The sequence below is a fragment of the Pseudomonas sp. DR208 genome, from assembly GCF_019823005.1.
Taxonomy (GTDB): Bacteria; Pseudomonadota; Gammaproteobacteria; order Pseudomonadales; family Pseudomonadaceae; genus Aquipseudomonas; species Aquipseudomonas extremorientalis.
In genome coordinates this window covers 2,377,915-2,403,732 of record NZ_CP081944.1, presented here as the reverse complement: position 1 = coordinate 2,403,732, position 25,818 = coordinate 2,377,915, and the positions used below count along the sequence as shown (strand labels likewise).

At 63.5% G+C, this 25,818-nt stretch carries 20 protein-coding genes; 17 read left to right on the top strand and 3 right to left on the bottom strand.

Translation table 11 applies throughout. The features are described from left to right. The first annotated feature begins 20 nt into the window (after positions 1-20). Positions 21-935 (top strand): alpha/beta fold hydrolase, encoded by a 915-nt coding sequence (locus tag K5K89_RS10890; RefSeq protein WP_222541385.1) that lies wholly within the window; start codon positions 21-23, stop codon positions 933-935. Here the strand turns inward: K5K89_RS10890 and K5K89_RS10885 are convergent. Continuing rightward, positions 869-1,873, bottom strand: a complete 1,005-nt coding sequence (locus tag K5K89_RS10885) for a GlxA family transcriptional regulator (RefSeq protein ID WP_071489717.1) — start codon at positions 1,871-1,873, stop codon at positions 869-871. The two genes, K5K89_RS10890 and K5K89_RS10885, sit on opposite strands and share 67 nt — an antisense overlap. 90 nt (positions 1,874-1,963) lie before the next feature. Here K5K89_RS10885 and inhA point away from each other — a divergent pair, with 90 nt between their 5' ends. Continuing rightward, positions 1,964-2,644 carry an isonitrile hydratase gene (inhA, locus tag K5K89_RS10880; RefSeq protein ID WP_222541384.1) on the top strand — a complete coding sequence of 227 codons (681 nt, stop codon included), beginning with the start codon at positions 1,964-1,966 and terminating at the stop codon, positions 2,642-2,644. A 56-nt stretch (positions 2,645-2,700) separates the two neighbouring features. Here the strand turns inward: inhA and K5K89_RS10875 are convergent, their stop codons facing one another. Continuing rightward, entirely contained in the window at positions 2,701-3,330 is a 630-nt protein-coding gene (locus tag K5K89_RS10875) for a LysE family translocator (RefSeq protein ID WP_222541383.1), read from the bottom strand. Between the two features lie 160 nt (positions 3,331-3,490). Between K5K89_RS10875 and K5K89_RS10870 the strand changes: the two genes are divergently transcribed. From K5K89_RS10870 to K5K89_RS10800, 15 genes are all read left to right on the top strand, one after another. Then, a complete protein-coding gene (locus K5K89_RS10870) occupies positions 3,491-4,006 on the top strand; it encodes a sigma-70 family RNA polymerase sigma factor (protein ID WP_071489720.1) in 516 nt (171 codons plus the stop codon). Further along, positions 3,993-4,943 carry a FecR domain-containing protein gene (locus K5K89_RS10865; protein WP_222541382.1) on the top strand — a complete coding sequence of 317 codons (951 nt, stop codon included), beginning with the start codon at positions 3,993-3,995 and terminating at the stop codon, positions 4,941-4,943. The genes K5K89_RS10870 and K5K89_RS10865 overlap by 14 nt, the downstream gene beginning before the upstream one ends. Positions 4,944-5,048: 105 nt before the next feature. Beyond that, positions 5,049-7,532: a TonB-dependent siderophore receptor gene (locus K5K89_RS10860; protein ID WP_222541381.1), complete on the top strand. Its 2,484-nt coding sequence runs from the start codon at positions 5,049-5,051 to the stop codon at positions 7,530-7,532. A 431-nt stretch (positions 7,533-7,963) separates the two neighbouring features. Beyond that, on the top strand, positions 7,964-9,403 hold the full coding sequence (locus tag K5K89_RS10855) for an undecaprenyl-phosphate glucose phosphotransferase (protein ID WP_092249543.1): 1,440 nt from the start codon (positions 7,964-7,966) through the stop codon (positions 9,401-9,403). Continuing rightward, on the top strand, positions 9,403-10,863 hold the full coding sequence (locus K5K89_RS10850) for a mannose-1-phosphate guanylyltransferase/mannose-6-phosphate isomerase (RefSeq protein WP_093127056.1): 1,461 nt from the start codon (positions 9,403-9,405) through the stop codon (positions 10,861-10,863). Before K5K89_RS10855 ends, K5K89_RS10850 begins: the two co-directional genes overlap by 1 nt. Position 10,864: 1 nt before the next feature. Beyond that, positions 10,865-11,776, top strand: a complete 912-nt coding sequence (locus K5K89_RS10845) for a glycosyltransferase family 2 protein (RefSeq protein WP_071489725.1) — start codon at positions 10,865-10,867, stop codon at positions 11,774-11,776. A 29-nt stretch (positions 11,777-11,805) separates the two neighbouring features. Further along, positions 11,806-12,582, top strand: a complete 777-nt coding sequence (locus tag K5K89_RS10840) for a polysaccharide biosynthesis/export family protein (protein ID WP_071489726.1) — start codon at positions 11,806-11,808, stop codon at positions 12,580-12,582. 15 nt (positions 12,583-12,597) lie between these two features. Further along, on the top strand, positions 12,598-14,589 hold the full coding sequence (locus tag K5K89_RS10835) for a GumC family protein (RefSeq protein ID WP_071489727.1): 1,992 nt from the start codon (positions 12,598-12,600) through the stop codon (positions 14,587-14,589). Further along, positions 14,589-15,779: a glycosyltransferase gene (locus K5K89_RS10830; protein ID WP_222541380.1), complete on the top strand. Its 1,191-nt coding sequence runs from the start codon at positions 14,589-14,591 to the stop codon at positions 15,777-15,779. Before K5K89_RS10835 ends, K5K89_RS10830 begins: the two co-directional genes overlap by 1 nt. Further along, a complete protein-coding gene (locus K5K89_RS10825) occupies positions 15,769-17,097 on the top strand; it encodes a GH39 family glycosyl hydrolase (protein WP_071489729.1) in 1,329 nt (442 codons plus the stop codon). The genes K5K89_RS10830 and K5K89_RS10825 overlap by 11 nt, the downstream gene beginning before the upstream one ends. 8 nt (positions 17,098-17,105) lie before the next feature. After that, on the top strand, positions 17,106-18,323 hold the full coding sequence (locus K5K89_RS10820) for a glycosyltransferase family 4 protein (RefSeq protein WP_222541379.1): 1,218 nt from the start codon (positions 17,106-17,108) through the stop codon (positions 18,321-18,323). After that, positions 18,314-19,417 (top strand): glycosyltransferase family 4 protein, encoded by a 1,104-nt coding sequence (locus tag K5K89_RS10815; protein WP_222541378.1) that lies wholly within the window; start codon positions 18,314-18,316, stop codon positions 19,415-19,417. The genes K5K89_RS10820 and K5K89_RS10815 overlap by 10 nt, the downstream gene beginning before the upstream one ends. A gap of 2 nt (positions 19,418-19,419) precedes the next feature. Beyond that, positions 19,420-20,847, top strand: coding sequence for an O-antigen ligase family protein (locus K5K89_RS10810; protein WP_222541377.1), 1,428 nt, complete (start codon positions 19,420-19,422; stop codon positions 20,845-20,847). Next, positions 20,847-22,256: a murein biosynthesis integral membrane protein MurJ gene (gene murJ, locus K5K89_RS10805; protein ID WP_222541376.1), complete on the top strand. Its 1,410-nt coding sequence runs from the start codon at positions 20,847-20,849 to the stop codon at positions 22,254-22,256. Before K5K89_RS10810 ends, murJ begins: the two co-directional genes overlap by 1 nt. 22 nt (positions 22,257-22,278) lie before the next feature. Then, entirely contained in the window at positions 22,279-23,334 is a 1,056-nt protein-coding gene (locus K5K89_RS10800; protein WP_028619520.1) for an acyltransferase family protein, read from the top strand. A gap of 21 nt (positions 23,335-23,355) precedes the next feature. On the opposite strand, the gene K5K89_RS10795 is transcribed toward K5K89_RS10800, so the two are convergent. Further along, positions 23,356-25,719 (bottom strand): TonB-dependent siderophore receptor, encoded by a 2,364-nt coding sequence (locus tag K5K89_RS10795; RefSeq protein ID WP_222541695.1) that lies wholly within the window; start codon positions 25,717-25,719, stop codon positions 23,356-23,358. Positions 25,720-25,818: the final 99 nt, after the last annotated feature.

Below are 25,818 nucleotides of genomic sequence, written 5' to 3'. Positions count from 1 at the left end.
CGGCCACGGACAGGAACATCATGACCATCCCGTTCCCGCTGCTGTACGCACGCACGCCCCTGCTTGACGTGGCCTATGAAGCCCATGGTCCCATCGACGGCAAACCGGTGATCCTGCTGCACGGTTTTCCGTACGACCCACGTGCCTATGACGCGATTGCCCCGGTACTGGCCGGGCATGGCTGCCGTGTGCTGGTGCCGTACCTGCGCGGTTACGGCCCGACACGGTTTATCAATGCGCAGGTAATGCGTTCAGGCCAGCAGGCGGCGCTGGCCAAGGACCTGCTGGACTTCATGGATGCATTGGCGATCCCGCAGGCCACGCTGGCCGGGTACGACTGGGGCGGGCGCGCCGCGTGTATCGTCGCGGCGCTGTGGCCCGAGCGCGTGCATGGGTTGGTGACCGGGGATGGCTACAACATCCAGGACATCGCCCAGTCGCTGAAGCCCAGGGCACCTGTGACGGAACATCGCTTGTGGTACCAGTACTACTTTCATACCCCGCGCGGTATGGACGGCTTGACCGCCAACCGGGGCGAACTGTGCAAGCTGTTGTGGTCGCTGTGGTCGCCGTCCTGGGCCGAGGGGCCGGGGCTGTATGCGCAGACGGCGGCTTCGTTTGATAACCCGGATTTTGTCGAGGTGGTGATTCACTCCTACCGCCACCGCTTCATGTACGCACCTGGCGACCCGGCGCTGGAAGCCATCGAGCAGGCACTGGCGTTGCAGCCGGCGATCTCGGTACCGAGCATTTCATTGTGCGGTGCCGATGATGGCGTGGGTCCGCCGCCTGAAGTGGATGACGACGTGGAGCATTTCAGCGGGTTTTACCAGCGCCGGGTGTTGCCAGGCGTGGGTCACAACATCCCTCAGGAAGCGCCGCAGGCCACACTGGACGCGGTGTTGGAATTGCTCGGCGAAAAACGTTCACGATAAGCCTGAGGCGTCACCGACAAGGCGCGCAGAAAGCTGCGACGCAGGGTTTCCTCGCAACCGAACCCACATTGCACCGCAATGCGTTTGACCGACGCCGTGCTATCGGCCAATTGCCGACGCGCGGTTTCGACGCGGATGAGCTCGACGGCACGTGCCGGGGTCTGGCCGGTTTCGGCGCGATAGTGGCGTACAAAGCTACGCTCGCTCATGCCGGCCTGGGCGGCCAGGGTCGAAATGTTCAAATCCAGGGTGAGGTTTTCGGCTATCCAGGCGTGCAGTTCGGCGAAGCGGCTGTCATCTTTTTGCAGGGACAGCGTCACGCTGAATTGCGACTGGCCACCGGGGCGCTTGAGAAACACCACCAGGTGCCGCGCCACTTCCAGGGCCACGGCGCGGCCCAGGTCCTCCTCCACCAGCGCCAGGCACAGATCGATACCGGCGGTGACACCGGCGGAGGTCCAGACGGCGCCCTGCTGGATGAAGATCGGGTTGGACTCCACCGTCAGCGCAGGGAACTTGCGCGCCAACTCTTCACAACGGGTCCAGTGGGTGGCGACGCGGCAGCCGTCGAGCAGACCGCTGGCGGCCAACAGGAAAGCGCCGGTGCACACCGAGGTCATGCGCCGGGTGTATCTGGCTTTCTCACGCACCCAGTCCACCAGCGCCGGGTCTTCGGCAGCGCCGTACACGCCCCAGCCGCCGGCAATCACCAGCGTATCGCACGGCGCATCGACAGCGGGCAGCGGCTCGGCGACCAGCGCCAGGCCGGCGGAGGTCAGCACCGGCTGCGATTGCGCGGCGATCACCGATACCGCGTAAGGCAAAGGTTCGCCGCGCTGGCGCGCCAGGTCATTGGTGGAGGCGAACACCTGCAGCGGCCCAGTGACGTCGAGCACCTGGGCGTTATCGAAAGCGAGTACATGGACGATTCGAGGCATGATTGGCGTGTTTCGTGGGCTTAATGGCGTATCCGCCAAAGCCTAGGCCTCTACAGTGAAGCCGTCCACCCCTTTATCGGAGCTTCATTCATGACCTTGCAGATCGGCTTTCTGTTGTTCCCCGGCATCCAGCAACTGGACCTTACCGGCCCCTACGACGTGCTCGGTTCCCTGCCGGACGTGAAGTTGCACCTGGTGTGGAAAGACCTGGCCCCCGTCACCTCCAGCACCAGCCTGGTGTTCACCCCGACCATGACCTATGCCGACTGCCCGCCCCTGGACGTGATCTGCGTGCCCGGCGGTTCCGGCGTCGGCGCGTTGATGGAAGACCCGCAGACCCTGGATTTCCTCAAGGCCCAGGCACAAACCGCACGCTACGTGACCTCGGTGTGTACCGGCTCGCTGGTGCTCGGCGCGGCGGGTTTACTGCGCGGGCGCAAGGCGACGACACACTGGGCCTACCACGACCTGCTCGCCCCGCTCGGCGCCATTCCTGTGCAAGAGCGCGTGGTACGCGATGGCAACCTGCTGACCGGTGGCGGCATCACTGCCGGGATCGACTTCGCCCTGACCCTCGCGGCAGAGTTGTACAGCGAAGCAGCGGCGCAGTTGGTGCAACTGCAGATTGAATACGCGCCGGCACCGCCGTTCGATGCCGGTCGCCCGGACACCGCCCCCAGGCATGTGCTGGACGAGGCCAACAAGCGCACCGCCGAATCACGCAGGGTACGCGGGGAGATCGTGGCACGGGCAGCTGCTCGGTTGGGTTGATACGCTTTCTGTGTGGCGAGCGGGCTTGCCGCAAAAAGCTGGCCCAACACGTTTAGTCAGGCCGGACGCGACATCACCGCCAGGCGCACCGCCAGCACTGTCAGCACCGTCGCCAGTCCCCATTTCTGCAACCAGGCGCCTTTCGAGCGCCTGGCGAAGAACCGGCTCAGCGCCCCGCCAAACATGCCCAGCAGCAGATGAAACACGCCCGCAATCAGGGTCAACACGCCCCCCAGCACCATCAACTGCACAGCGATGGACCCCGCCTCGGGCCTCACGAACTGTGGCAGGAACACCACAAAAAACAGCAGCGCCTTAGGGTTGAGCAAACTGTTGAGCATGGCTTGCAGGAACACCCGGCCCAGCGGTACCCGGCTGACGGGGCCAGCATCCAACCCAGGTTTTTTCTGCAAGGTCTTGAACACCAGCCACAGCAGGTAGATCACACCCGCATACCGGATCACGTCAAAGGATGGCGGCCAACTGGCAACCAGCGCCGTCACCCCGGTGGCGGTCAAGGCGGTCAGCAGCACGTCGGCCACGCCAATGCCCAGGGCAGACGCCATCCCGCCGCGCCAGCCGTGGGTCACGCCGTGGCTGATCACAAAGGCCATGTTCGGCCCCGGGGACAACAGCAACAGCAGCACAGCACCGGAAAAAACCGCCAGGGTCGCCAGGTCGATCATGCTCAAGCCTTCCACCGGGAAAAGCCTGCAGATTAGTCGGTGCACCGGCGGCAAACAAAAAATTGTGCTGGATACAGTGCGCGCCGGGAATTGCGAAGGGCCACGACCAACGTCTAGAATGCGAAACATTATCAATTAAGACAGCTGTGCCAGGATGCCCATGTCGAGCGATCACCCACTGGACCACGCCGCCATCGGCCAGCTTTACCACGCCCATCATTCCTGGCTGCGCGGCTGGTTGAGCCGGCGCACCGGGTGCCGTGAACACGCCGCCGACCTGGCCCAGGAAACCTTCGTGCGCCTGCTCAACGCGCGCAAACAGCAAACCTTGCAGCAGCCGCGCGCCTACCTGAGCAGCATCGCCCGCAGCCTGATGATCGACCAGTACCGCCGCCGCGAACTGGAGCGCGCCTACCTGGAAAGCCTCGCGCATTTTCCGCAACTCGAAGTGCCGTCGGAAGAAACCCGCCTGCTCATTCTCGATAGTCTGGAACGCATCGACCGCTTGCTCGACCAGCTCAAGCCGCGGGTGCGCGAAGCCTTCCTGCTGGCGCAACTGGACGGCCTGACCTGTGCGCAGATCGCCCTGCGCCTGGGTGTGTCCAAGGCCACGGTGGAGCGTGACCTGTCCAAAGCGCTGCATGCCTGTTACCGCTTGCGTTATGCCGAAGGCTGACCCGCGCCTGGTAGACCAGGCCATCCAGTGGATGATCACGCTGCGCTTCAACGTGGCCGACGACGCCAGCACCGCCGCGTTCGAACGCTGGCTGCACACCAGCGCCGAGCACCAGTTGGTGTGGCAGCGGGTGGCCGCAATGAATGACGATTTCAGCCAACTGCCGCCCCAGGTCGGCCGGTACGCCCTGCACGGCGCGCGCCGACACATCTCCCGTCGTGAAGGCTTGAAACTGCTAGGCCTGGTTGCAGGTGCGGCCGGTTTGACCTGGCTCGGCCGCGACTACACGCCACTGCCTGCACTGATGGCCGACTACCGCACGGCCACCGGCGAGCGGCGCTGGGTGGCGCTGGACGATGGCAGCCGGATCCAGTTGAACAGCGCCAGCGCCCTCGACACGGCCTTCGATAAAGAGCGTCGCCTGGTGCGTTTGCGCCAGGGTGAAATACTGGTCAAAACCGGCACCGATCACCGACCGTTCTGGGTACAGACCCGCGACGGCTACCTGCGCACCCTTGGCGCGCGTCTGCTGGTCCGCGAAGAAGCCCAAGGCACACAGCTGGCGGTGCAACAGGGCACGGTGGCGGTGTTTGCCGACAGCCATGCGGGCAATGCCCGCCAGGTACTCAAGCCTGGCGAGCAGGTGCTGTTCAATCGCAGCGGCATTCGTCCGGTTGTCGGCAACGGCCTTGACCCCTGGGCCTGGAGTGACGGCGTGATCAGCGCCCAGGCGATGCGGCTGGACGACTTCCTCGCCGAACTGGCGCGCTATCGCAACGGCCTGGTGCGCTGCAGCGAGGCGGTGGCTGGGCTGCGGGTGTCGGGGACTTATCAACTGGACGACACCGATCAAGTGCTAGGCCTGATCGCGCAATCACTCAAGCTCGATCTCACGTACCGCAGCCGCTATTGGGTGACGGTTTCCGCGCGCGCGTAACCTTCAAAAATAAATGAGGTGAATTCTCATTGCCGTTCGACCTGTAAGGAAAGGCCGATCAACAGGCCGGTTCTGTCCCACTTCCTTCAGGAGCACCCCGCGGTCATGCAAGCGTTCCCCTCCCAACGTTCACCCCTCAAGCGCGCCATGCAGGCCGCCTTGCTTGGCGTCTGCCTGAGCAGTGCCCTGCCCCTGGCCGTGATGGCCGATACACCGTCCAGCGACACCCAGGCCCGTGACTGGAACATCGCGGCCGGTGCCCTCGCCGCTGCATTGGATCAGTTCGCACGCCAGGCCGGTATCAGCCTGTCCTACGACGCCACCAGCGTCACCGGCAAGACAAGCCCGGGCTTGAGCGACCGCCTGGATCCTCAGCAAGCGCTTGAGCAATTGCTGCGCGGCCAGGGCCTTGAAGCCCAACGCCAGGGCAACAGCACCTGGATGCTATTGCCGCAAGTGGCCGACACCGGCGCGCTGAGCCTGGGCGCTACCCTTATCAACGGCGAACGCCTGGGTGTCACCACCGAGGGCACCGGGTCATACACCACCGGTGCAGTCACCATCGGCAAGGGCGAACACAGCCTGCGGGAAACCCCGCAATCGGTGAGCGTGATGACCCGCCAATTCATGGACGACCAGAACGTCACCACCATCGACGACGTAATGGAGCGCACGCCCGGCATCACTTCCTACGAGTCGCCCATGGGCGGCAAGTATTTCTACTCCCGTGGTTTCAAGATGCTCGGCCAGTACCAGTACGACGGCGTGCCCCTGGACATGGGCAAGGACTATGTCCAGGCCGACAGCTTCAGTGCGAACATGGCGATTTATGACCGCGTGGAAGTGCTCAAGGGCGCCGCCGGCATGCTCAAGGGGGCCGGCACCGCCAGCGGCGCGGTGAACTTTGTGCGCAAACGGCCACAGGCCAAGCCCACCACCAGCCTGTCGCTGTCGGCCGGCACCTGGGACAATTACCGCGCCGATCTCGACACCGGCGGCCCGCTGAATGACAGCGGCACGCTGCGTGGCCGCGCGGCGGTGAGCCAGCAGGATCGCGGGTCCTACATGGACATCGCCAAGCGCAAGGACCAGGCGTTCTACGGTGCGCTGGATTTTGACCTCACACCTGACACGACCCTGGGCGTCGGCGCCAGCTACGAGGATGTCGATGCCTCCCCGTGCTGGGGTGGCCTGCCGCGCTACGCCGACGGCAAAAGCGCCAACCTCAGCCGCTCGACCTGCCTTGGCCAATCCTGGAACGACTGGCAAAGCCGGCGTGCCACGTTCTTTGCCGACGTCACCCACCACTTCAACGATGACTGGAAACTCAAGGTCTCGGCAGTGCACAGCCGCAACCTGCAAGACACCAAATACGCCGCCAGCGAAGGCACCATCAACTACGGCGACCCGGCGCCGACGGCCAACTCCTATGCAGCGCTGATGGACTACGACCACAGGGACTACGGCCTCGATGCCTATATCGACGGCAAGTTCGAAGCCTTCGGCCTGGAACACGAAGTGATCCTCGGCGCCAACGGCAGCCGCGGAACCCAGGACGACGTCTATGCAATCCAGAACCTGCCCAGACGCCAGAGCATCTACCAGCCCGACCACCACTTCCCGGAACCGGCCAACAGCACCTTCTGGCCGAACATGTACCGTGGCGGCACGGTCAAGGAAACCGCCACCCAATACGGTACTTATGCCACCTTGCGCCTGCGCCTGGCCGAGCCGTTGATGTTCATCGTCGGCAGTCGCGTAAGCTGGTACGACAACCGTCGCGAGTCCTATAACCTGGGCTGGGGCGAGTGGTCCCTGCAAGATGCGCACACCAAGGAAACCGGCGAGGTCACACCGTTCGCCGCACTGATCTACGACCTCAATGAGCACCTCTCGGTGTACGCCAGCTACGCTGATATCTTCCAGCCGCAGAGTGCCTACGCTACGGCCGATGGCGCGCCGCTCAAGCCGAAAATCGGCGACAACTACGAGCTGGGTATCAAGGGCGAATGGTTCGATGGGCGCTTAAACAGCTCCCTGGCATTGTTCCGTGCCATCGAGAAAAACGGCGCCGAAACCGACTACAACAGCTTCTGCCCGACCTCGGCCGATGGCTATTGCTACACCGATAAAGGCAAGGTGCGCGCCCAAGGCGTGGAGGCCGAAATCAGCGGTGAAGTGCTCGAGCGCCTGCAACTGTTCGGCGGCTACACCTACACCCAGACCAAATCCCTGAACACCATTGACAGCACAAAAGAAGGCGGCGTCTCCAACACCTATGTGCCTCGGCACATGCTGCGCGTGTGGGGTGACTACCAGCTCGACGGCGCACTGTCGAAATGGAGCGTGGGCACCGGCGTCAACGCCCAGAGCAGCAACTACCGCGTGCAAACCATCAAATTGGAACAGGCCGGCTACGCCACCTGGAACGCGCGCGTGGCGTATCGCCTCGATGACACCTGGACCGTGGCGCTCAACGGCAACAACTTGTTCGATAAACGTTATTACAACACGGTCGGCACCGCCTCTTGGGGCAACTTCTACGGTGAACCGCGCAATTTTACCGTCAGTTTGAAAGGCAACTTCTGATCCGGTGAAAGCCCCGGTGGCAGGGTACTTAGTGCGCCCTGCCCCTCCCTCTTTGTCCCCCTTTCCTACCTCGCATTGAAAAAGGTTTTTCCTTTAAGCAGGAAAAATCTGACATTTGTTCCTACACTCAAAAACACACCCAATCACCGAGTGTTCGGACAAGGAACGTCAATAAAATGCCTAAGAAAAAGCCAGTTAACCTGTCTAACACGCCACCTCCGCACCATCGTCAATTCATTGACTGAACACATACCAAAGGAACACTCCTTTAGTCACTACCCCGCAAAACCCACTCAAATGGATAGCCGCATTTGGAATGGCTAGTTGCGTATTACCCAGCGTAGTCGTTCGACCCTAGTTCTAAAGCCAGTCACCGCTTATTGAACAAACCGTCGAACAGTGAAGCCTGGAGTGCAATGAGGGATGTTTGTATGCGAGAGAAGTCGTCCGTCGACAGCCTGTTCTTAACGCGCGCCGGTTTTGTTGAGTTCTTTGTTGTTTTCGTCAAGTTGGTCCATGGCCTGACGGCCATTCTGCCCCCCATGGTCCTGGTGCTCTTGCTCGACCCGATGGCCCCTGAGCTGCGCGCCCACTTCCTGGGTCTGCTGGTATTTTTTGCGGTCCTCACCATTATTTTGTTCCAGGCGCTGGGCATCTATTCCGAAGAACTGTTCAGCAATCGCCTGCGCCTGAAAACCAAGATCAAGGCCTGGTCGGCGGCGTTCTGCATCCTGCTGTTCATGTACCAGATCCTGCAAATGTTCCCGCAGTTGACCCCGCGCAACCTGGTGACCTGGTACGTCGCCAGCCTGGCACTGTTCTGCCTGGAGCGCCTACTGATGCTGCGCCTGTATCGCAAGCTGATGCGTGCCGGCAAATTCCTGCAACGCACGGTGATCCTGGGTTTTACCGACACCGCCGTACACGTTGCCGATCACCTGCTGCGCAACGGTGACATCCGCTCCGGCCTGGTCGGGTTCATCGACGACCGCACCGAACGCATTCCCAAGGAACTGAGCAACCTGCCCCTGCTGGGCAACACCCGCGACCTGGAAAAGCTGATCCGCGCCGAGCAGGTCAACCAGGTGATGATCTGCCTGCCCTGGGCCGCCGAGCAGCGCATCCATGGTTTGGTCAACCGCCTGCGGCAGCTGTCGGTGAACGTGATGCTGGTACCAGACATGGCCGCCCTGCGTTACGGCCACAGCAAGATTACCGACGTGGGCGGCATCCTGATGTTCAACACCTCGCAATTGCCGTTGCGCGGCTGGTCGCCGGTAATCAAGCGCTGCGAGGACTTGCTGCTGGCCAGCCTGGCGCTGGTATGCCTGTCACCAGTGATGCTGATGACGGCGATTGCGATCAAGCTCGATTCCAAAGGCCCGGTGCTGTTCCGCCAGAACCGCTATGGCTACAACGACAACGAAATCCGCGTGTTCAAGTTCCGCTCGATGTACACCGACCAGAGCGACTTCACCGCGGAACGCCAGACCACCCGCGAAGACCCGCGCATCACCCGCGTCGGCCGCGTCATCCGCAAGACCAGCATCGACGAGCTACCGCAACTGTTCAACGTGCTGCTGGGCAACATGTCCATGGTCGGCCCGCGCCCGCATGCCACTGCGACCAAGGCTGCGGGCATTCCCTTCGAAGTCGCGGTCAGCGAATACAGCTCGCGGCACCGGGTCAAGCCGGGCATCACCGGCTGGGCGCAGATCAACGGCTACCGGGGTGAGACCGACACCCTGTTCAAGATCCAGAAACGGGTCGAATACGACCTGGAGTACATCTCCAAGTGGTCGGTGTGGTTCGACTTGTACATCGTTTTCATGACGGTCCCGGCCGTCCTTTCCACCAAGGAAGTCTATTGATGAACACACTCAACGGATTGATTCCCTGCATTATTTCCGGTGGTTCGGGCACGCGGCTGTGGCCGGTGTCCCGGCAGAACATGCCCAAGCCGTTCATGCGCATGCGCGACGGCCAGAGCCTGCTGCAGAAAACCTTCCAGCGCGCGGCCAAGCTGCCGGGTGTGGAAAGCGTGCTGACAGTGACCAACCGCGACCTGCTGTTCCGCACCCTGGATGACTACCGCCTGGTCAACAAGGCCCATCTGCCCCTGGACCTGCTGCTGGAGCCGTTCGGCCGCAACACGGCGGCGGCGATTGCCGTGGCGGCGTTGCATGTGCAGGAGCATTTCGGCGGTGACGCACAGTTGCTGGTGATGCCCGCCGACCATCTGATCCTCAATGAAGTGGCGTTCGCCGAGGCCGTGACCCAGGCCCGCGACCTGGCCGAAGCCGGCTACCTGGTGACCTTCGGCATTCAGCCGGATCATCCGGAAACCGGCTTTGGCTACATCGAACAGGGCGAGGCGCTGGGCACCGGCCATCGGGTCAAGCGTTTCGTGGAAAAACCCGACCTGGCCACCGCCCAAGGCTACCTCGACGGCGGCAAACACCTGTGGAACGCCGGCATGTTCTGCTTCAAGGCCAGCGCCCTGGTAGACGAACTCGCCGCCCATGCACCGGACGTACTGGACGCTGCCCGCGCCGCGCTGGAACACAGCCAAAGCCTGCAGAACAAGACCTCACGCCAGCGTGAGCTGGACGCGGACGCCTTCGGCAGCGCGCCGGATGTGTCCATCGACGTGGCGCTGATGGAGAAATCCAAGCAAGTCGCCGTGGTGCCCTGCGACATCGGCTGGAGCGACATCGGCTCGTGGGAAGCCCTGCGCCAGCTCACCCCCAGCGACGCCCATGGAAACCAGGTCAACGGCGAAGCGATTTTGCACGACGTGCACAACTGCTACATCGACTCGCCCAAGCGCGTACTCGGCGCCGTGGGCGTGCGCGACCTGATCATCGTCGACACCCCCGATGCCCTGCTGATCGCCGACGCCCAGCGCAGCCAGGACGTGCGCTACATCGTCGCCGAGCTCAAGCGCCAGAACCACCCGGCGTACAGCCTGCACCGCACCGTCACCCGGCCATGGGGCACCTACACCGTGCTGGAGGAAAGCAGCCGCTTCAAGATCAAGCGCATCGTGGTCAAGCCCCAGGCGTCGCTGTCGTTGCAGATGCACCACCACCGCAGCGAACACTGGGTGGTGGTCAGCGGTGCGGCGCAGATCACCAACGGCGAGCGCGAATTCCTGATCAACGCCAACGAGTCCACCTACATCCCCGCCGGGCACAAACACCGCCTGACCAACCCCGGCATCATCGACCTGGTGATGATCGAGGTGCAGAGCGGCGAGTACCTGGGCGAGGACGACATCGTGCGTTTCGACGACATCTACGGGCGCGCGCCTGCAGAAGTGAAGAAATGACATGCTCACCTCACTGATCATCCCGACCCGTAACGCTTCCAGCCATCTGGGCCGCCTGCTGCCGGCGCTGAAGATGCAAACCCTGCAACCCGACGAGATGCTGGTGGTGGACAGCGCCTCCAACGATGACACTGTGGCGCGCTTTCGCGAATTCGGGGCGCGGGTCGAGGTGATCGACGCGCGTGACTTCAACCACGGCGGCACCCGGCGCTGGGCCAGTGGGCAGGTGAGCGGCGACGCGCTGATCGTGATGACCCAGGATGCGATCCCCGCCACCCCGGAAACCTTCGCCAACCTGCTCGCCGAATTGCAGCAGGACCCGCTCAACGGCGTGGCCTACGGTCGTCAGTTGCCGCACCCCGACGCCGGAGTACTGGGTGCGCAATCGCGGCACTTCAACTACCCGGAGCAAAGCCGCAGCAAGAGCCTGGCCGATGCGCCGGAGCTGGGGATCAAGACCTGCTTCAGTTCCGACTCGTTTTCCGTGTACCGGCGCAGCGTGCTGGAGGCGGTGGGCGGTTTCCCGGCGGATGTGATCGGCAGCGAGGACGCCTATGTGGCGGCGCGCATGCTGCTCGAAGGCTACAAGGTGCGCTACGCCGCCACGGCGCTGGTGCATCACTCGCACGATTACAAGCTCATGGATGAGTTTCACCGCTACTTCGATATCGGCGTGTTCTACGGCCGCGAACCGTGGATCAAGCAGGCTTTTGGCGATGCCGGTGGTGAAGGCAAACGCTACGTGCTGGCTGAACTGGCGGCCTTGCGCAAGGCCGGTGCCTTGCACCGTGTTCCCGAAGTACTGGTGCGCAGCGCGTTCAAACTGCTCGGCTACCGGCTGGGCCATCTGGAGCGCCGCCTCCCCCTCGCCCTCAAGCGGCGCATCAGCATGTTTCCCGGTTATTGGAGGTGAGCATCATGACCCACAGGAAGTCCCCCTTGATGAAACGAACCCTGCTCGTCGTGGCCATGGTGGCCCTGGCCGCCTGCAATACGCCGGCACGCATCGTCCCGCCCGACAGTGACACCGTCGAGGCCGGCAAACGCGCCCTCGACCAGCTGGCACAATTGCCGCCGGCGGTGGAGCGCATCCGCATCGGCGACCAGTTGCGCATCGTCCGCGATGCCGGCGAGATGCCGACACTGTCGGCGTTCAACGTCAGCACCATCTATGAGCTGACGCTGTACACGGTGCAGACCGACGGCAAGATCAACTACCCGTTCCTGGGGCCGGTGCAGGTCGCCGGTCGCCAGCCGTCGGAGCTGGCCACGGAGTTGACCGGCAAACTCGCGCCCATCTACCGCGAACCGCGTGTGACGGTGAACATCAACCAGGCGCCGAGCGGCTCGATCATCGTCGGCGGCGCGGTGAACAACCCGACGGCGGTGCAGATCGCCACGGCCAACACCCTGGAACAAGCCATCATCGGTGCCGGCGGGGTCAGCCCGGCGGGCAACGCCAGCATGGTCGCCCTGCTGCGCGAAGACGCCCAGGGTGCCTATCGCGCGTACTTCCTGGATTTCAGCCAGTTGCTCAAGACCGGTCCCAACGGGCGCAAACCCGTGCGCCTGCAACGCGGCGATGTGGTGTTCGTGCCCAAGTCCAACGTGGGCGAACGCATCCAAGGGGTGGATACCTACATGAACCAACTGATCCCGTTCACCAAGTCGATCGGGGTTGGCTACAACTACACCCGAACCAGCGGCGGCAACAACTAAAGGAGCGACATCCCAATGATCGAGATCCGTTCTTTTCGTGATCTTCTGCGCTTGTTCTTCATCTTCCGGCATGAGTTCAAGCTGGCGGCGATTGCCGCGCTGGTGATCATCCTGCTGGGGGCGTTCCTGCTGCCGGCCAAGTACGAGTCCACCGCGCGCCTGTTGGTCAAGCCTGGGCGTGATTCGACCTTGCCCATCGAGATCAGCAACCGCCAGGCGCTGGTAATGCCCAGCACCCAACGCGACCCGATTGTCGACGAAGAACGCCTGCTCACCGGCCGGCCGATCGTACGCGCGGTGGCCGAGCATTACCTGGAAGTGATTGAAAACGCGCCGCCGCCGGAAGGTTTCTGGAAGCGCACCAAGTACTACGTCAAGAGCGGCGTGGGCGCGGTGTTCGATGGCCTGCGCGTAGTGCTTGAAACCGTCGGTATCGTGGAGAAAACCACGCCGGTGGAACGCCTGGCCGCCAGCCTGGAGAAAAACTTCGAGGTCAGCCACGCCGTCGGTTCCACGGTGATGGACATCAGCTTCAAGTGGGGCGACCCCGAGATCGCCCAGGCGGTGGTCAAGGATTGGGTCGAGACCTACATCAACGAGCGTACCGAGGCCCTGGGGCGCAAAAGCCTGTACGCGTTCTACGAAGGCCAGGTAGCCAACAGCGCCACCGAGATCAAGAGCTACAAGGAGCAGATCCTCACGCACCTGAACCAGATCGGCGCGGCGAGCATCACCGACCGCCTGGAGGATCTGTCCGAGCGCATCAACGTGCTGCGCGGTGAGACCTTCAACACGACGCGGCTGATCGCCTCGTCCGACAGCGCGATCCAGAGCACGCGCACCCAGCTCAAGGGCCAGCCCAAGGAAGTCACCACCGTACGCCAGATCGCCCTGAACCCGCAGCAGCAGGATTTGCGTCGCCTGCTCAACCAGAAGCTGCTGGAAAAGGCCGACATGATGCGTACCTATACCGACAATGCGCCGCCGGTCAAAGCCCTGGACGCGTCGATCCGGGCCATGCAGATGCAGGTCAACAGCGAGAGCAACACGGTGCAAGCCTCGGAGAACCGTGCGCCGAACACCCTGGAAATTCACTTGCAGCGCGTGTTGCTGGATGAAACCAGCAACAACGTGGCGCTGCGTACCCAGTTGGTGCAACAACAGAAACAACTGTTGAACCTGGAAGAGCAACGCAAGCAGGCCCTGGAGATCGAGCCGGAGCTGGCTCGCCTTTCCCGCGAGCTGAACACCACCGAGCGCAACTACGCGCTGTACGTGGATAACCTGGAAAAATCGCGCATCGACCGTGAGCTGGACAACAGCCAGATCAGCAACATCGCCGTGATCGAAGAAGCCACCCTGAACCCGGGCCGCATCTTCCCGAAAACCCTGGTGATGCTGGTGTTGGCGATCCCGTTCGCCATCGTGGTCGGCCTGCTGGTGATCTACCTGTGCTACCTGCTCGACCAGCGGATTCACGACGGTGGCCTGGTGGAGCGCAAGTTCGGCCTGCCGCTGTGGACCACCCTGCCGGAGCTGGACACCTCCACCGCGCAAAGCACCAACGCGTTCAATGCGAGCATCTACCGTTTGTACAGCCTGCTGCAGCCCGAGCGCATTGCCGAACAGGGCGTGACCCTGGGCCTGACCTCGGCGCGTCACGGCGAAGGGGTGACCTTTGTGGTTGAACAACTGCGCCAATTGCTCAGTGAAAACGGCATCAACGTGCGCGTCGGCGGGCCGCACGCTGCTGCGCCGGGTGAAGTGGTGCTGCTGGATGCCTCGGCCCTGCTGGACAACCGCGAGGCGTTCGTCGATCTGCGTCGCGCCGACCTGATCGGGCTGGTGGTGGAAGCGCGCAAAAGTACCGTGCCGGTGGTGGAGCATGCGCTGTCGATCCTCAACACCGCGTTCGGCAAGGTGGACGGCATTATCATCAACCGTCGCAAGTTTGAAGTGCCGGGCAAAGTGCTGCGCACCATCGGCAAGTACCGGGGAGCGTTCTGATGCGAATCGCCCTGCTCGCCCCTTTGCCGCCGGAGAAAAACGGGATCGCCGACTACGCGAACCATTTCCGCACGGCCTTGGAACACCTTGGTGTGACGGTGCTGACGCCGTTGGCCGGGGTGGCGGGCAACTCCGAAGCGATCAAACAAGCCATCAACGCGTTCGACTGGCAGGCCGTCGACCTGGTACACGCCGAACTGGGCGGCGGGCGCCTGGGGGAATTCCTGGCCTTGCGTGAATTGCGCAAGGCTTACCCCCAGTTGCCGCTGACCGCCACGGTGCATGACCCGGAACGCATCGTATGGCGCCGCGAGCACCTGCCGTTCCCCTTGAACCTGATGGAAAGTTTGCCCAGCCCACTGCCGCAGGCTGCCGTGGTGCTGGCCGACCCGCTGACCCTGCGCGAAGAGCGCCAGGTCGCCAAGGGGCTGACCCGGCTGGTGACCCTCACCCGCCTGGGCGCAGACTGCCTGAGCCAGCGCATGCACTTGCCGGCCGGCAAAGTCGCGGTGATCAACCATGCCAACCTGCCGATCCCGGCGGCACCGTTGCCGCCCCTCGCCACGCTGCGCCTGCTGTATTTCGGGTTTATCTACCGAGGCAAAGGCATCGAAGACCTGGTACAGGCACTGGCGGATGTGTTCAAGCAAGCCCCCGAATTGCGCGACCACGTGCGCCTGACCCTGGCGGGCGGCACCGCCGCGGAGATGGCGTTTGGCGCAGGCGGTAACTACCTAGAGCAGTTGAACGCACAGATCGCTGCGCTGGGCCTGACCGACGCCATCGACTGGCGCCTGAACCTGCCGGCGGATGACATCGCCCAGACCATCCAGGCGCACCACGTGATGGTGCTGCCCTACCGTGAATCGAAAAAACTCGGCCTGCTGGGGCGCCAGCGTGGCACCAGTGGCGCACTGTCCTGGGCCACCGCCTGCGGGCGCGGCGCGATCACCTCCGACGCCCGCGCGTTTGCCGAGGAAGTCGCCAGCGGCAACGGCGCGATCTACCCCGAGGGTGATGTAGCCGCGCTCGGCGAACAGCTGCTGCGCCTGGCGCGTACGCCGCTGCTGGCCCGGGATTGGGCCGAACGCGCCGGCGAAATCGGCCGTGAGCGTGTGTGGCCGTTGACCGCGCAGAAATTCAAGCAGCTCTTCGAGCAGGCCATCACCGGAGCCCCTTATGGCGCGTAAACGCACCTACCTGGCCACCCTCGCAGTGGTCGCCGCCCTGGGCCTGACCGCATTCTTGTGGGGACGCCAGGCGGATGCCGAAAGCCATGTGCTCAAGGGCAGCAAGGAGGTGGTCTGGAAGGACTTCCTGGGGGTGAATGCGCAGTTCCTGTGGTTCAGCCCCGAGCGCTACCAGAAGCAGATCGACCGCCTCAAGGCCCTGGGCCTGGAGTGGGTGCGCCTGGATCTGCATTGGGATCAGCTGGAAACCGCGCAGAACCAATACAAGCTCGCCACCCTCGACGAGTTGGTGGGCAAGCTGCAGCAGAACCAGATCAAGTCGGTGTTTTACCTGGTGGGGTCGGCGCGTTTTATCAGCAGCGCCCCGCCGCTGTCGATGTACCCGGACCAGTACCCGCCGAAAGACCCCAATGTGTTTGCCAACCGCATGGCACTGCTATCGCAGCGCTACCCCAGCGTCGAGGCCTGGCAAGTCTGGAACGAACCGAACCTGCTCGGCTTCTGGCGCCCGGCGGCAGACCCTGCCGGGTACGCGAATCTGTTGACCGTCACCACCAACGCCTTGCGCGCAGTGAACCCGAGCAAACCGGTGGTGGCCGCCGGCATGGCGTTCTTCAGCGAAATGCCCAGTGGCCAGACCATGTTCGACGCCCTGGGCGCACTCGGCGTGGCCAGCCTGAATACAGTGATCTCCTACCACCCCTATACCCAATTGCCCGAAGGCAACGACCCGGCCAACCTGGACTTCATCGCCAAGACCACCCAGCTCAACCAGGCCCTGCGCCACGGCGGCGTGAACACGCTGTGGAGCACCGAGTGGGGCTGGTCAACCTACAAGGGACCAAAAGACGCCCAGGACATCATCACCCTCCAGGCCCAGGCCGATTACGTGGTCCGCCGCCTGGCGCTGATGAGTGCGATGGATTTCGACAAGATTTTCCTGTTCACCTTGAGCGACCTCGACCAGCGCGCCAGCGTGCGTGACCGCTCCTATGGTTTGCTGGATATCGACACCAACCCCAAGCCCGTCTACACCGCCTTGAAGAACTTCCTCGACGTCAGTGGGCCGACGCTCACGCCGGGCGATCCGCCGGTTGCCGACCAGTTGCCCGACGGCCTGTTCAGCATCGGTTGGACCCGCGCCGACGGGCGCAAGCTGTGGTTCTTCTGGTCGGCCCAGGGCGGCAACGCCCACTTGCCGGGCCTGGCCAGCGCCACCCTGTACGACCCGCTGCGCGGCACACAAACCCCGGTAAGCGGCACCAGCGGCCTGACCGTACCGGTCAAGTCGAACCTGCAAATTCTGTTATGGGACTGAGGCCTGCCATGCGCATTTTATGGATCCTGCCCTATTCACCCTGGCCCGCCACCAGCGGCGGCAAGACGCGCCAGTTCCATCTGCTGCGCAACCTCGCCGCGCGCGGGCACCGGATCACCCTGCTGCTGCATGACAAACACCCGGTGTCGCTCAGCGACCGCCAGGTGCTGGAAGCGTTTCTCGAACAACTGATCATCCTGCCGCGCCGCCCTCTGCGCAGCGTCACGACCCTGTTGGCCGGGCTGTTTGCGCCGTACCCGCTGCTGGCCAGCGTGAATGGTTTGTCGGGTGAATTGCAGGACACCTTCAATTGGTTGCTGGGTGACCCTTGGGACGTGGTGCAAATCGAACACAGCTACAGCTTCCAGCCGTATGAAGAGGTGCTGGCGCGCAAGTCCCAACCCTTTGTGCTGACGGAACACAACGTTGAATCGGCCCTTGGCGCCGCCACGTATGACCGTTTGCCGGGCTGGTCGCTGCCGTTCATTCGCTACGATCAATGGCGCTACGCCCGCTGGGAACGCCGCGTGATGCGCCAGGCCGCCCAGGTGGTCGCGGTGACCGACAGCGATGCGCAGGTGCTGGAAAAAATCGCCGGCAAGCCGGTGTCGGTGGTGGTCAACGGCGTGGATTGCGATCACTTCGCCGCCGCCCGTCCCGACCCCAGCACCCAACGCGTGCTGTTTCTCGGCAACTACGAATACGCGCCCAATGTGGACGCCATCGAATGGGCCCTGGATGAAATCCTGCCCCTGGTCTGGGAACGCTGCCCCGACGTACGCATGAGCGTGTGCGGCTTCGGCATGCCCGATAGCTGGCGCGCACGCTGGCCGGACCCGCGTATCGAGTGGCAGGGTTTTGTGCCCGACCTGCTGAGCCTGCAATCGAGCTGCTCGGTGTTCCTGGCGCCGTTGCGCCATGGCGGCGGCTCCAAGCTCAAGGTACTGGAAGCCTTGGCCGCCGGCTTGCCGCTGGCAAGTACCGAGCAAGGCGTATCGGGATTGGACCTGGTGGAAGGCCTGGATTACCTCGGCGGGCAAACCGCTGCGAGCCTGGCGGATGCCGTGGTGCGCCTGCTGCAATTTCCCGATGCCGCCACGACCATGGGTGAAGCCGGCCGCGCCTATGTGCGTCGTGCCCATGACTGGAACGTCGCCGCCAGTCAGCTGGAAAAGGTCTACACGACCCTTTTGCCCCAGAATCAAAAGGAGCCCGCATGCGTGTAGGCCTGGATTACCGCACCGTCGGCACCTCGCCGCAATCGGGCATCAGCCGCCAGGTGTACGCGCTGGAAAGCGCACTGCACGGCCTGCCCGGCATCGAGCTCGAGCGGTTTACCGTGGCGCCCCTGGGCGATGAAACCCGCTTGCAGGCGCACTGCCCGGCCTGGGGTTGCGCCAAGACCGCCATGCACCAACCGCAGAATCGCCTGCGCTTCGAAGCCGGGTTTCTGCCACGGGCGTTGCGCGAGCACCACATCGACCTGTACATCAGCACCTTCAACATGGGCCTGCCGTTGCCGCCCAAACCCAAGGGCCTGCGCACCGTGGTGCTGTTGCATGACCTGTTCCAGATCACCTTGAACAACTACCACGCCAACCGCTTGAAGGCGCTCATCTATAAGACCAGCGATCGCCTGTCGATCACCTACGCGGTGCACAGCGCCGACCGGGTGTGGACGCCGTCGCAGTACAGCGCCGATGAAACCGCGCGGTTGTTTCCCAAGGCCGCGGGCAAGATTCGTGTGCTGCCCAATCAGGTCGACGGCTTTACCGAACTGGCGGCGGACCTCGGCCCGCGCCAATTGCCCGAGCGCTATTGGTTGCTGGTGGGCACCCGCGAGCTGCGCAAGAACGTGCCGTTCCTGGTGGAGGCCTGGCACCAGGCGCGGCGCCAGTCCCCCGGCGTGCCGGAGTTGGTGCTGGTGGGCAGCCTCGATCATTTGCCTGAAAACCAGCGCAGCCTGCCTGGGATTCGTGCACTCAGTGGCGTGTCGGATGCCGAACTGCATGCGCTGTACCGCCAGGCGTCGCGCCTGTGGCAACCGTCTTACGCCGAAGGTTTTGGCCTGCCGGTGATCGAAGCCCTGAGCGTCGGCACGCCGGTGGCGGTGGCCAGCGGCACGTCGCTGGATGAAATCACCCCGCCGTCGGCACCGCGCTTTTCGCCCACCAATGGTCCAGCGCTGACGCAGCTGATGATCAGCCTCGGCGAGCGGGCCGCCGATGAATCGCCCGAACAATGCCGGCAGTGGGCAGAACGCTTTAACCATCGCGCCTATCGCGGGCGCCTGGCCGAACTGATCGAGGAGCTGAAGTGAACGTGAACCTGCCCAGCCTCGTCGCCATACTGTTCGGCCTGTTGTTCGGCGCCGCCGCCCTGCTGCTGTCGCCGGCCAAGGCGTTCCTCGCCGTGATCGGCCTGGCCGGTGCGGTGACCATCCTGCGTTTTCCGTTCTGGGGCCTGGTGCTGTTCGCCCTGGTCGCCACGTTCATGCCGTATTCCACGGTCAACCTGGGCATTCGCAGTACCGTCAGCGAAGCGATCCTGGCGCTGACCTGGGGCGCGGTGCTGTGGCACAACTTCCTGGCGCGCCTGCCGGATACGCCGAGCCTCACCCGTCGGCCCACCGACCAGATGCTGTTGTGGCTGATGCTGTTCAGCGTGTTCCCGTTCATCGTCGGCCAGGTCACTATTCACGCCGACACCAGCGGCGTCGCCAACTGGCTGCGCTGGTTGCTGAGCCTGTCGGCGGTGTTCCTCTGTGCCAAGTTGCTGGTGGACCGCAAGCACCGTGAATCCCTGGTGATCGCCCTGCTGCTGGGCACCCTGGCGATGCTGGTGCTGTCGATTGCGGTGTTCGTGCGCACACGCTCCGGGGCCGGTATTGCACCGGTGCTGGAGCTGTTCAACTACGGCAACTTCGACATGCTCAAATTCGGCCTGGAGGCGATGTCGTCGCGCATGGGCTCGCCGTGGATGCACCCGAATGCCATCGGCGGGATCATGGCGTTGCTGCTGCCCCTGGCGTTCTGCTTCGGCATGACCGAGCAAGGCTGGAAACGCGCACTGGGCCTGGGCGTGGCGTGCCTGGGCGCCGCCGCCTTGCTGTTGGCCAGTAGCCGTGGCGCGATGGTCAGCCTGGCGCTGGTGCTGCTGTGGATGGCCACGCGCCGGGTGCCGTACACCGGGCGCCTGCTGATGATCGGCGCGGCGCTGACGGTGGCGCTGGTGATCGCATATCCGCCGTTGCAGGAGCGCCTGGCGACGATTTTCTCATCGAGCAACGCCAGTACCGAAGTGCGTTTCGACGAGTACCGCATGTTCCCGCAGGCGGTGATGGCGTACCCGTTCGGCATCGGCTTCAAGGTCGACCCGCCCGTACCCGACACCCACTTGCTGGGCATTTCCAACCTGTGGCTGAACTTCATCTACAAGACCGGCATCGTCGGCATGCTGTTCTTCGTGGCCGTGACCGTGCGCTGGTGGCGTGAAGCCCGCCCGGAACGCGGCCCGATCCGCCTGACCAAGGACAACGCGCTGTGGCTGGGCACCACCGCCGGGATTCTCTCGGCACTGGTCAGCGGCCTGTTTGACCACTACTTCAGCTTTGCCGTGGTGATGGTCGCGCTATTCTGGCTGATGGTGGGCATCAATGTGCTGGAAGCGCGGCGTCTGTTTCCGGCGCGCCTGCCGCAGGTGAAAAGCATAACGTCGCGCAAAACGCTGCTCGACGGCGTACAGCGCTGATGCTGGGCTCTGCCGCATGGCTGACGCTGGCGACGCTGCTGGGGCTGTGCCTGGGCTTTGCCCGTGAGTGGTTGCTGGTGGCGGCCTGGGGCGCGGGCGAGCGCAGTGATGCGTTCCTGATCGCGCTGTTCTTGCCGGAGGCGCTGCGCATGTCGTTGGCCGGCGGTGTGCTGAGTGCAGCGGCGCTGCCGCTGTACCTGGCGCGCCAGGACGACGAGCGGCTCGGCTGGCTGGCGGTGTTGTTCCCGGCGTTGCTGTCGATCGCGCTGGTCACCAGCCTGCTGCTGACTGTATTGGCGCCGTGGCTGGTGCAACTGCTCGGGCCCGGCCTGGCGGCCAGTGCCACGGCGCTCGCCAGCAGCAACTTGCAGATTGTCGCCTGGTGTGTGCCGGGGCTGATGCTGCATGCGCTGTTCAGCATTCCGTTACAAGCCAGCGAGCGCTTTGTACTGGCGGGCCTGGGCTCGTTGCTGTTCAACCTGCCCCCCGTGGCCTACCTCGCCTTCGCCGGCACCGCCACTCAACCTCACTCATTGGCCCTGGCCTGCCTGGCCGGCAGCCTGTTGATGCCGTTGGCGTTGCTGCCGTCGATGTGGCGCCAGGGCTGGCGGCCGTGGCATTGGCAGCGGTCGTGGGCACCACTGCGGGAGCTGGGCCAACGCATCGGCCCGCTGCTGTTGAGCAACGGCGCCAGCCAGGGCCTGGCCTTGATCGAACGGCTGGTGGCGTCCTTGCTGGGCGAAGGTGCGGTGACCTGGGTCAACCTGGCGCGCAAGCTGATGAACCTGCCGCTGATTGCGCTGATGAGCCTCAACCAGGTGTTGCTGGGCATGATGAGTCGGCGCCAGGGCGACGCGCGCCTGGCTCTGCTCAAGCGTGGCCTGGAAACCGCCAGCGTGCTGACCCTGCCCGCCGGAGTCGGCCTGGTGGCGGCGGCGCCGAGCCTGGTGGCGTTGCTGCTGCCCAAGCAATCGCTGGACTCGCCGTTGCCGCTGCTGCTCGCCTGGTTTGCCGTACCACTGGTGTTCGGCGCCTGGAACGCCCTGCTCGCGCGCTACGCCTACGCTGCAGGCGATACGCGCCAGCCATTGCGTTGTGAACTGCTCGGTAGCCTGGCCAATGTGCTGTTGCTGGGCGTGCTGCCGTTTGTGTTCGGCCTGGCCGGGATTCCGCTGGCTGCGCTGGCCGGCGTGCTCTGCACCGCGTTGCTGCTGATGCAACGCCAGGCCTTGCTCGGCGCCCTGCCCTGGGCTCGGAGCTGGCTGCTCAGCGCGGTGCTGATGGGCGTGGCGGCGTTGGCGCTGTTTCGGATTGAAGGCATGTGGCTGCAACTGGGGCTAAGCACCCTGGCTGGCGCGGTGGTATTGCTGGGCATGGCACTCTGGCTGAGACCGTGGCGCAAGGCATGAATGATCGATCAGGACAACTCATATGAAACATCGCTGGATTCAAATGGATATCGCCAAAGGCATCGGCATCCTGGTGATCGTGTTTGCCCACAGTTGGTTCGTCGCCACTTCGCCGGACTTGCTGTACCCGGTGCTGGCGTCGTTCATCTTGCCGCTGTTCTTTTTTCTGTCGGGCGTGTTCTTCAAGCCCGAGCAGCCGTTCGTGGAGATGGCGATACGCAAGGCCGATGGCCTGCTCAAACCGTTTTTCTTCACCATGCTCACCTATGTGATCGTGCGCAGCATTCTGCGTGGCCAGCCGCTGTTGCCGGATATCGGCGGTGTGCTGTACGCCTCGGTGGATACCATTCCGTGGCAGGCGCTGTGGTTCCTGCCGCATTTCTGGGTGGCGATCCTGTTCAGTTGGGTGATGCTGCGCCTGATCCAGCGCCTGAAGCTGTCACTGTTGCTCAGTTGCGCGCTGGTAACGCTGCAGTTGATTGTGGGCGTCTGGATGCTGCCGTGGTTCTGGCAGTTGCCAGTCGCGTTCGGCGGGCATACCTGGGTGCTGCCGGGCCTGCCGTTCAGCCTGGATATCACCTTGATCAGCAGCACTTATTTCATTGTCGGCTACCTGCTGCGTGATTGGCTGCGCACCCACGCGGGCTCCTGGCTGACCCTGTTGATTTCGATTGCATTGTTCGTTGTGGTATTCACCTTCACCTGGGACACCATGGACCTGGCGCAGCGACGCTACGACCACTGGTTCTGGACCACCCTGCCGGCCGTGATCGGCGTGTACGCCTGCTGGGCGCTGGCGCGCGTATTGATGGTGTCGACCTGGGTCACGCGGGCCATGACCTATATCGGTCAGAACACCTTGATCCTGCTGATCTTCCACGGCGAGATCCAGCACAAGACGGTCGACCTGCTGGAGCGCCTGGGGCTGCCCGCGTTTGTCGCGGCCTGCGTGGGGTTTGTGGTGGCGGTGGTGGTGCCGTTGTTGATCGGGGAAGTGATCAAGCGGGTGGCGTTCCTGCGGTTTTTCTACTTTCCGTTTCCGGTGCGCAAGGCGCCTGTCGCAAAAACGGCGCCTTGAGGGCGCCGTTCAATCATTGCGTCAGAAAGCGTATTTGACACTGGTCATCAGGTTGCGCGGCGCTCCGTACATGCCGTGGTTGCCGGCGTAGCTGAAGTACTCGCGATCGAACAGGTTATTGAGGTTGACCGAGGCGCTCAGCTTGGACGTCAGGTCATAGCGCACCAGCAAGTTGGTGATGGCGTAGCTGCCCTGGCTGAAGGTGTGCAGGTCTTCGCCGACCTTGCTCTGCCAGTTCACTCCGCCGCCCACGGTAAGCTTGTTGAACGCGCCGGGCAAACGGTAGGAAGTGAAGGTCTTCAGGCTCTGGCGCGGCAACGTCGTGACGATGCGTTTGTCGTCGGCATCGGTGCTCACCGCATAGGCATAGCCAGCGGAGGCTTGCCAGCCGTCAGCCAGTTCGCCGTTGAGCTCCAGCTCCACGCCTTCGGTGGTGGTGCCTTGCTCGTTGCGATAGGTGTTGCCGCCCGGGGTGTCGATCCAGATGGCCAGGTTGTCCTGCTCCAGCTTGAACAGCGCCAGGCTGGTGTTCAGCCGCTCGTCGAAGAAGCTGCCTTTGAGGCCGACCTCATACCCTTTGCCCTCCATCGGCGGCAGCGCCTTGTTATTGATGTCGCGCACCCAACTGGCCTGGGGATTGAAGATCTTGGTGTAGCTGGCGTAGGCCGACCAGTTGTCGGTGAGGTCATATACCACGCCGGCGTAAGGGATGTAGACGCCAGTTTCCGATTCGTCAGTGCGGGTCGCCGTGCCGCCGTAGGGTCGATCTTCGGTCTCGCGCTTCCAGTCGATCACCCGGCTGCCGAGGATCACGCTCAAGTCATCGGTCACTCGCAGTCGCGTGCTCAAGTAAGCAGCATATTGGCTCTCATCCACCGAGGATTTACCGGTGACATTGAACGCGGGCTTGACCGACTGGCCATCCCAATTGAACAGGTTGTCGATGGCACCGGCCGGCGAGCCGGAATAGTCGTAATGCCAGCCGCCGTAACTCGGCACGCTTTCATTGTATTTGGACAAGGTGACGCCCGCGATCAGCTCGTGCTCACGCCCGAGCAGGTCAAAGGGGCCGGTGGCGTAGAGGTCGATGTTGTCCTGGCGCGGCGTACCGGAGAAACGCACCGGCAATTGAGTGGTACCACTGCCGTTCGCGTTGAGCGAACCGTTGACGTAGTTGAAGACTTCATCGAACTGGTTTTCAGTGTGGGTGAATTCGGCCTTGGCGCTCCAGCCGCTGTCGAACGTCTGCTCAATGGCGGTGAAAAAGCTCGTCTGCTCATGATCGTTGTAGGACCACGCCGGCGCGGTGTTTAGCGAGCGGCTAAGGTTACTGCGCGACTCGTCGGTAAAGCGTGTGGGCAAACCGGAACGCGCCGGCGAATCGACGTCGGTGCGCAGGTAGCTGAAGCCCAGTGTCAGCAGCGTGTCTTCGCTGAGGTCGAACTCGGTGATGCCATAGAGCAGCTGCGTTTCCTGCTTGTAGCGATCGATCCAGGCGTGTTCGGTCTTGTAGTCCGCGACCAGGCGCCCGCGCACATTGCCGGTTTCGGTCAGCGGGCCGGAGACGTCCAGGCCGGTGCCATAGCGGTCCCAGGTGCCGCCTTCCGCCGTGACGCTGGCGCGCGTCTCGGTCGTCGGGCGCTTGCGAATCAAGTTGATGGTCGCCGCCGGGTTGCCCATGCCGCTGATAAGGCCGGTGGCGCCGCGTACGATTTCAACGCGGTCATACATGGCCATGCTCTGGGTGTAGTTGTCCATGCGTGTGGCGGTGGGCACGCCGTCGATTTCGAAGTTCTGGATCTGGAAGCCGCGCGAGAAATAACCGTCACTCTCCGCCCCAAGGCCATCGCGCAACACGATGATGCCGGGAGTGGCATCGAGGGTGTCACTGAGATTGGTGAGACGTTGGTCATCCAGGCGCTGGCGGGTCATTACGGTGAGCGACTGCGGGGTTTCCCGAGGCGTCAGGTTCAGGCGCGTCGAACTGCTGGAGGACTGCGTGGTGTAAGAGCCAGTGCCCTCGGTGGTCGAGCCGGGTGCCTTGCCCGAAATGGACACGGTGCCCAGCTGCAATGCGCCATCGCTCGGGCGCCGCGCCAGTGAGTAAGTGTTGCCGCTGCCATGCACGGCTTGCAAGTTGCTGGTACTGAGCAGGATCGCCAGGCCGGTATCCAGGTCATGCCGCCCGCGCAGGCCTGGGCTGGTCTGGCCGTCGGTGAGCGCGGCCGGATAGGACAGCAGGATCTGGCTGGCCTGGCCGAACTGGTTGAGCGCCTCCGCCAGCGAACCTGGCGGGATGTCGAATTCCACTTGCGGTGCTGCGTGCACCCAGGCCGACGCCAGCAACAGCGGCGTGACCACAGTGACGCTGGCAATGCCCTGCATGACGGCAAGGGCCAATGATGTCTTCAAGCGTATGTTTTTCTTCGGTGTGTGCGGCTGCATGCCCTATTCCCCAGTGAAGGTAGTGTCTGGGGATATAAG

Bases quoted from the DNA above. Each gene is read 5' to 3' on its own strand.
- K5K89_RS10890 (WP_222541385.1), top strand. From the start codon at position 21: ATGACCATCCCGTTCCCGCTGCTGTACGCACGCACGCCCCTGCTTGAC.
- K5K89_RS10885 (WP_071489717.1), bottom strand. From the start codon at position 1,873: ATGCCTCGAATCGTCCATGTACTCGCTTTCGATAACGCCCAGGTGCTC.
- inhA (WP_222541384.1), top strand. From the start codon at position 1,964: ATGACCTTGCAGATCGGCTTTCTGTTGTTCCCCGGCATCCAGCAACTG.
- K5K89_RS10875 (WP_222541383.1), bottom strand. From the start codon at position 3,330: ATGATCGACCTGGCGACCCTGGCGGTTTTTTCCGGTGCTGTGCTGCTG.
- K5K89_RS10870 (WP_071489720.1), top strand. From the start codon at position 3,491: ATGTCGAGCGATCACCCACTGGACCACGCCGCCATCGGCCAGCTTTAC.
- K5K89_RS10865 (WP_222541382.1), top strand. From the start codon at position 3,993: ATGCCGAAGGCTGACCCGCGCCTGGTAGACCAGGCCATCCAGTGGATG.
- K5K89_RS10860 (WP_222541381.1), top strand. From the start codon at position 5,049: ATGCAAGCGTTCCCCTCCCAACGTTCACCCCTCAAGCGCGCCATGCAG.
- K5K89_RS10855 (WP_092249543.1), top strand. From the start codon at position 7,964: ATGCGAGAGAAGTCGTCCGTCGACAGCCTGTTCTTAACGCGCGCCGGT.
- K5K89_RS10850 (WP_093127056.1), top strand. From the start codon at position 9,403: ATGAACACACTCAACGGATTGATTCCCTGCATTATTTCCGGTGGTTCG.
- K5K89_RS10845 (WP_071489725.1), top strand. From the start codon at position 10,865: ATGCTCACCTCACTGATCATCCCGACCCGTAACGCTTCCAGCCATCTG.
- K5K89_RS10840 (WP_071489726.1), top strand. From the start codon at position 11,806: ATGAAACGAACCCTGCTCGTCGTGGCCATGGTGGCCCTGGCCGCCTGC.
- K5K89_RS10835 (WP_071489727.1), top strand. From the start codon at position 12,598: ATGATCGAGATCCGTTCTTTTCGTGATCTTCTGCGCTTGTTCTTCATC.
- K5K89_RS10830 (WP_222541380.1), top strand. From the start codon at position 14,589: ATGCGAATCGCCCTGCTCGCCCCTTTGCCGCCGGAGAAAAACGGGATC.
- K5K89_RS10825 (WP_071489729.1), top strand. From the start codon at position 15,769: ATGGCGCGTAAACGCACCTACCTGGCCACCCTCGCAGTGGTCGCCGCC.
- K5K89_RS10820 (WP_222541379.1), top strand. From the start codon at position 17,106: ATGCGCATTTTATGGATCCTGCCCTATTCACCCTGGCCCGCCACCAGC.
- K5K89_RS10815 (WP_222541378.1), top strand. From the start codon at position 18,314: ATGCGTGTAGGCCTGGATTACCGCACCGTCGGCACCTCGCCGCAATCG.
- murJ (WP_222541376.1), top strand. From the start codon at position 20,847: ATGCTGGGCTCTGCCGCATGGCTGACGCTGGCGACGCTGCTGGGGCTG.
- K5K89_RS10800 (WP_028619520.1), top strand. From the start codon at position 22,279: ATGAAACATCGCTGGATTCAAATGGATATCGCCAAAGGCATCGGCATC.
- K5K89_RS10795 (WP_222541695.1), bottom strand. From the start codon at position 25,719: ATGCAGGGCATTGCCAGCGTCACTGTGGTCACGCCGCTGTTGCTGGCG.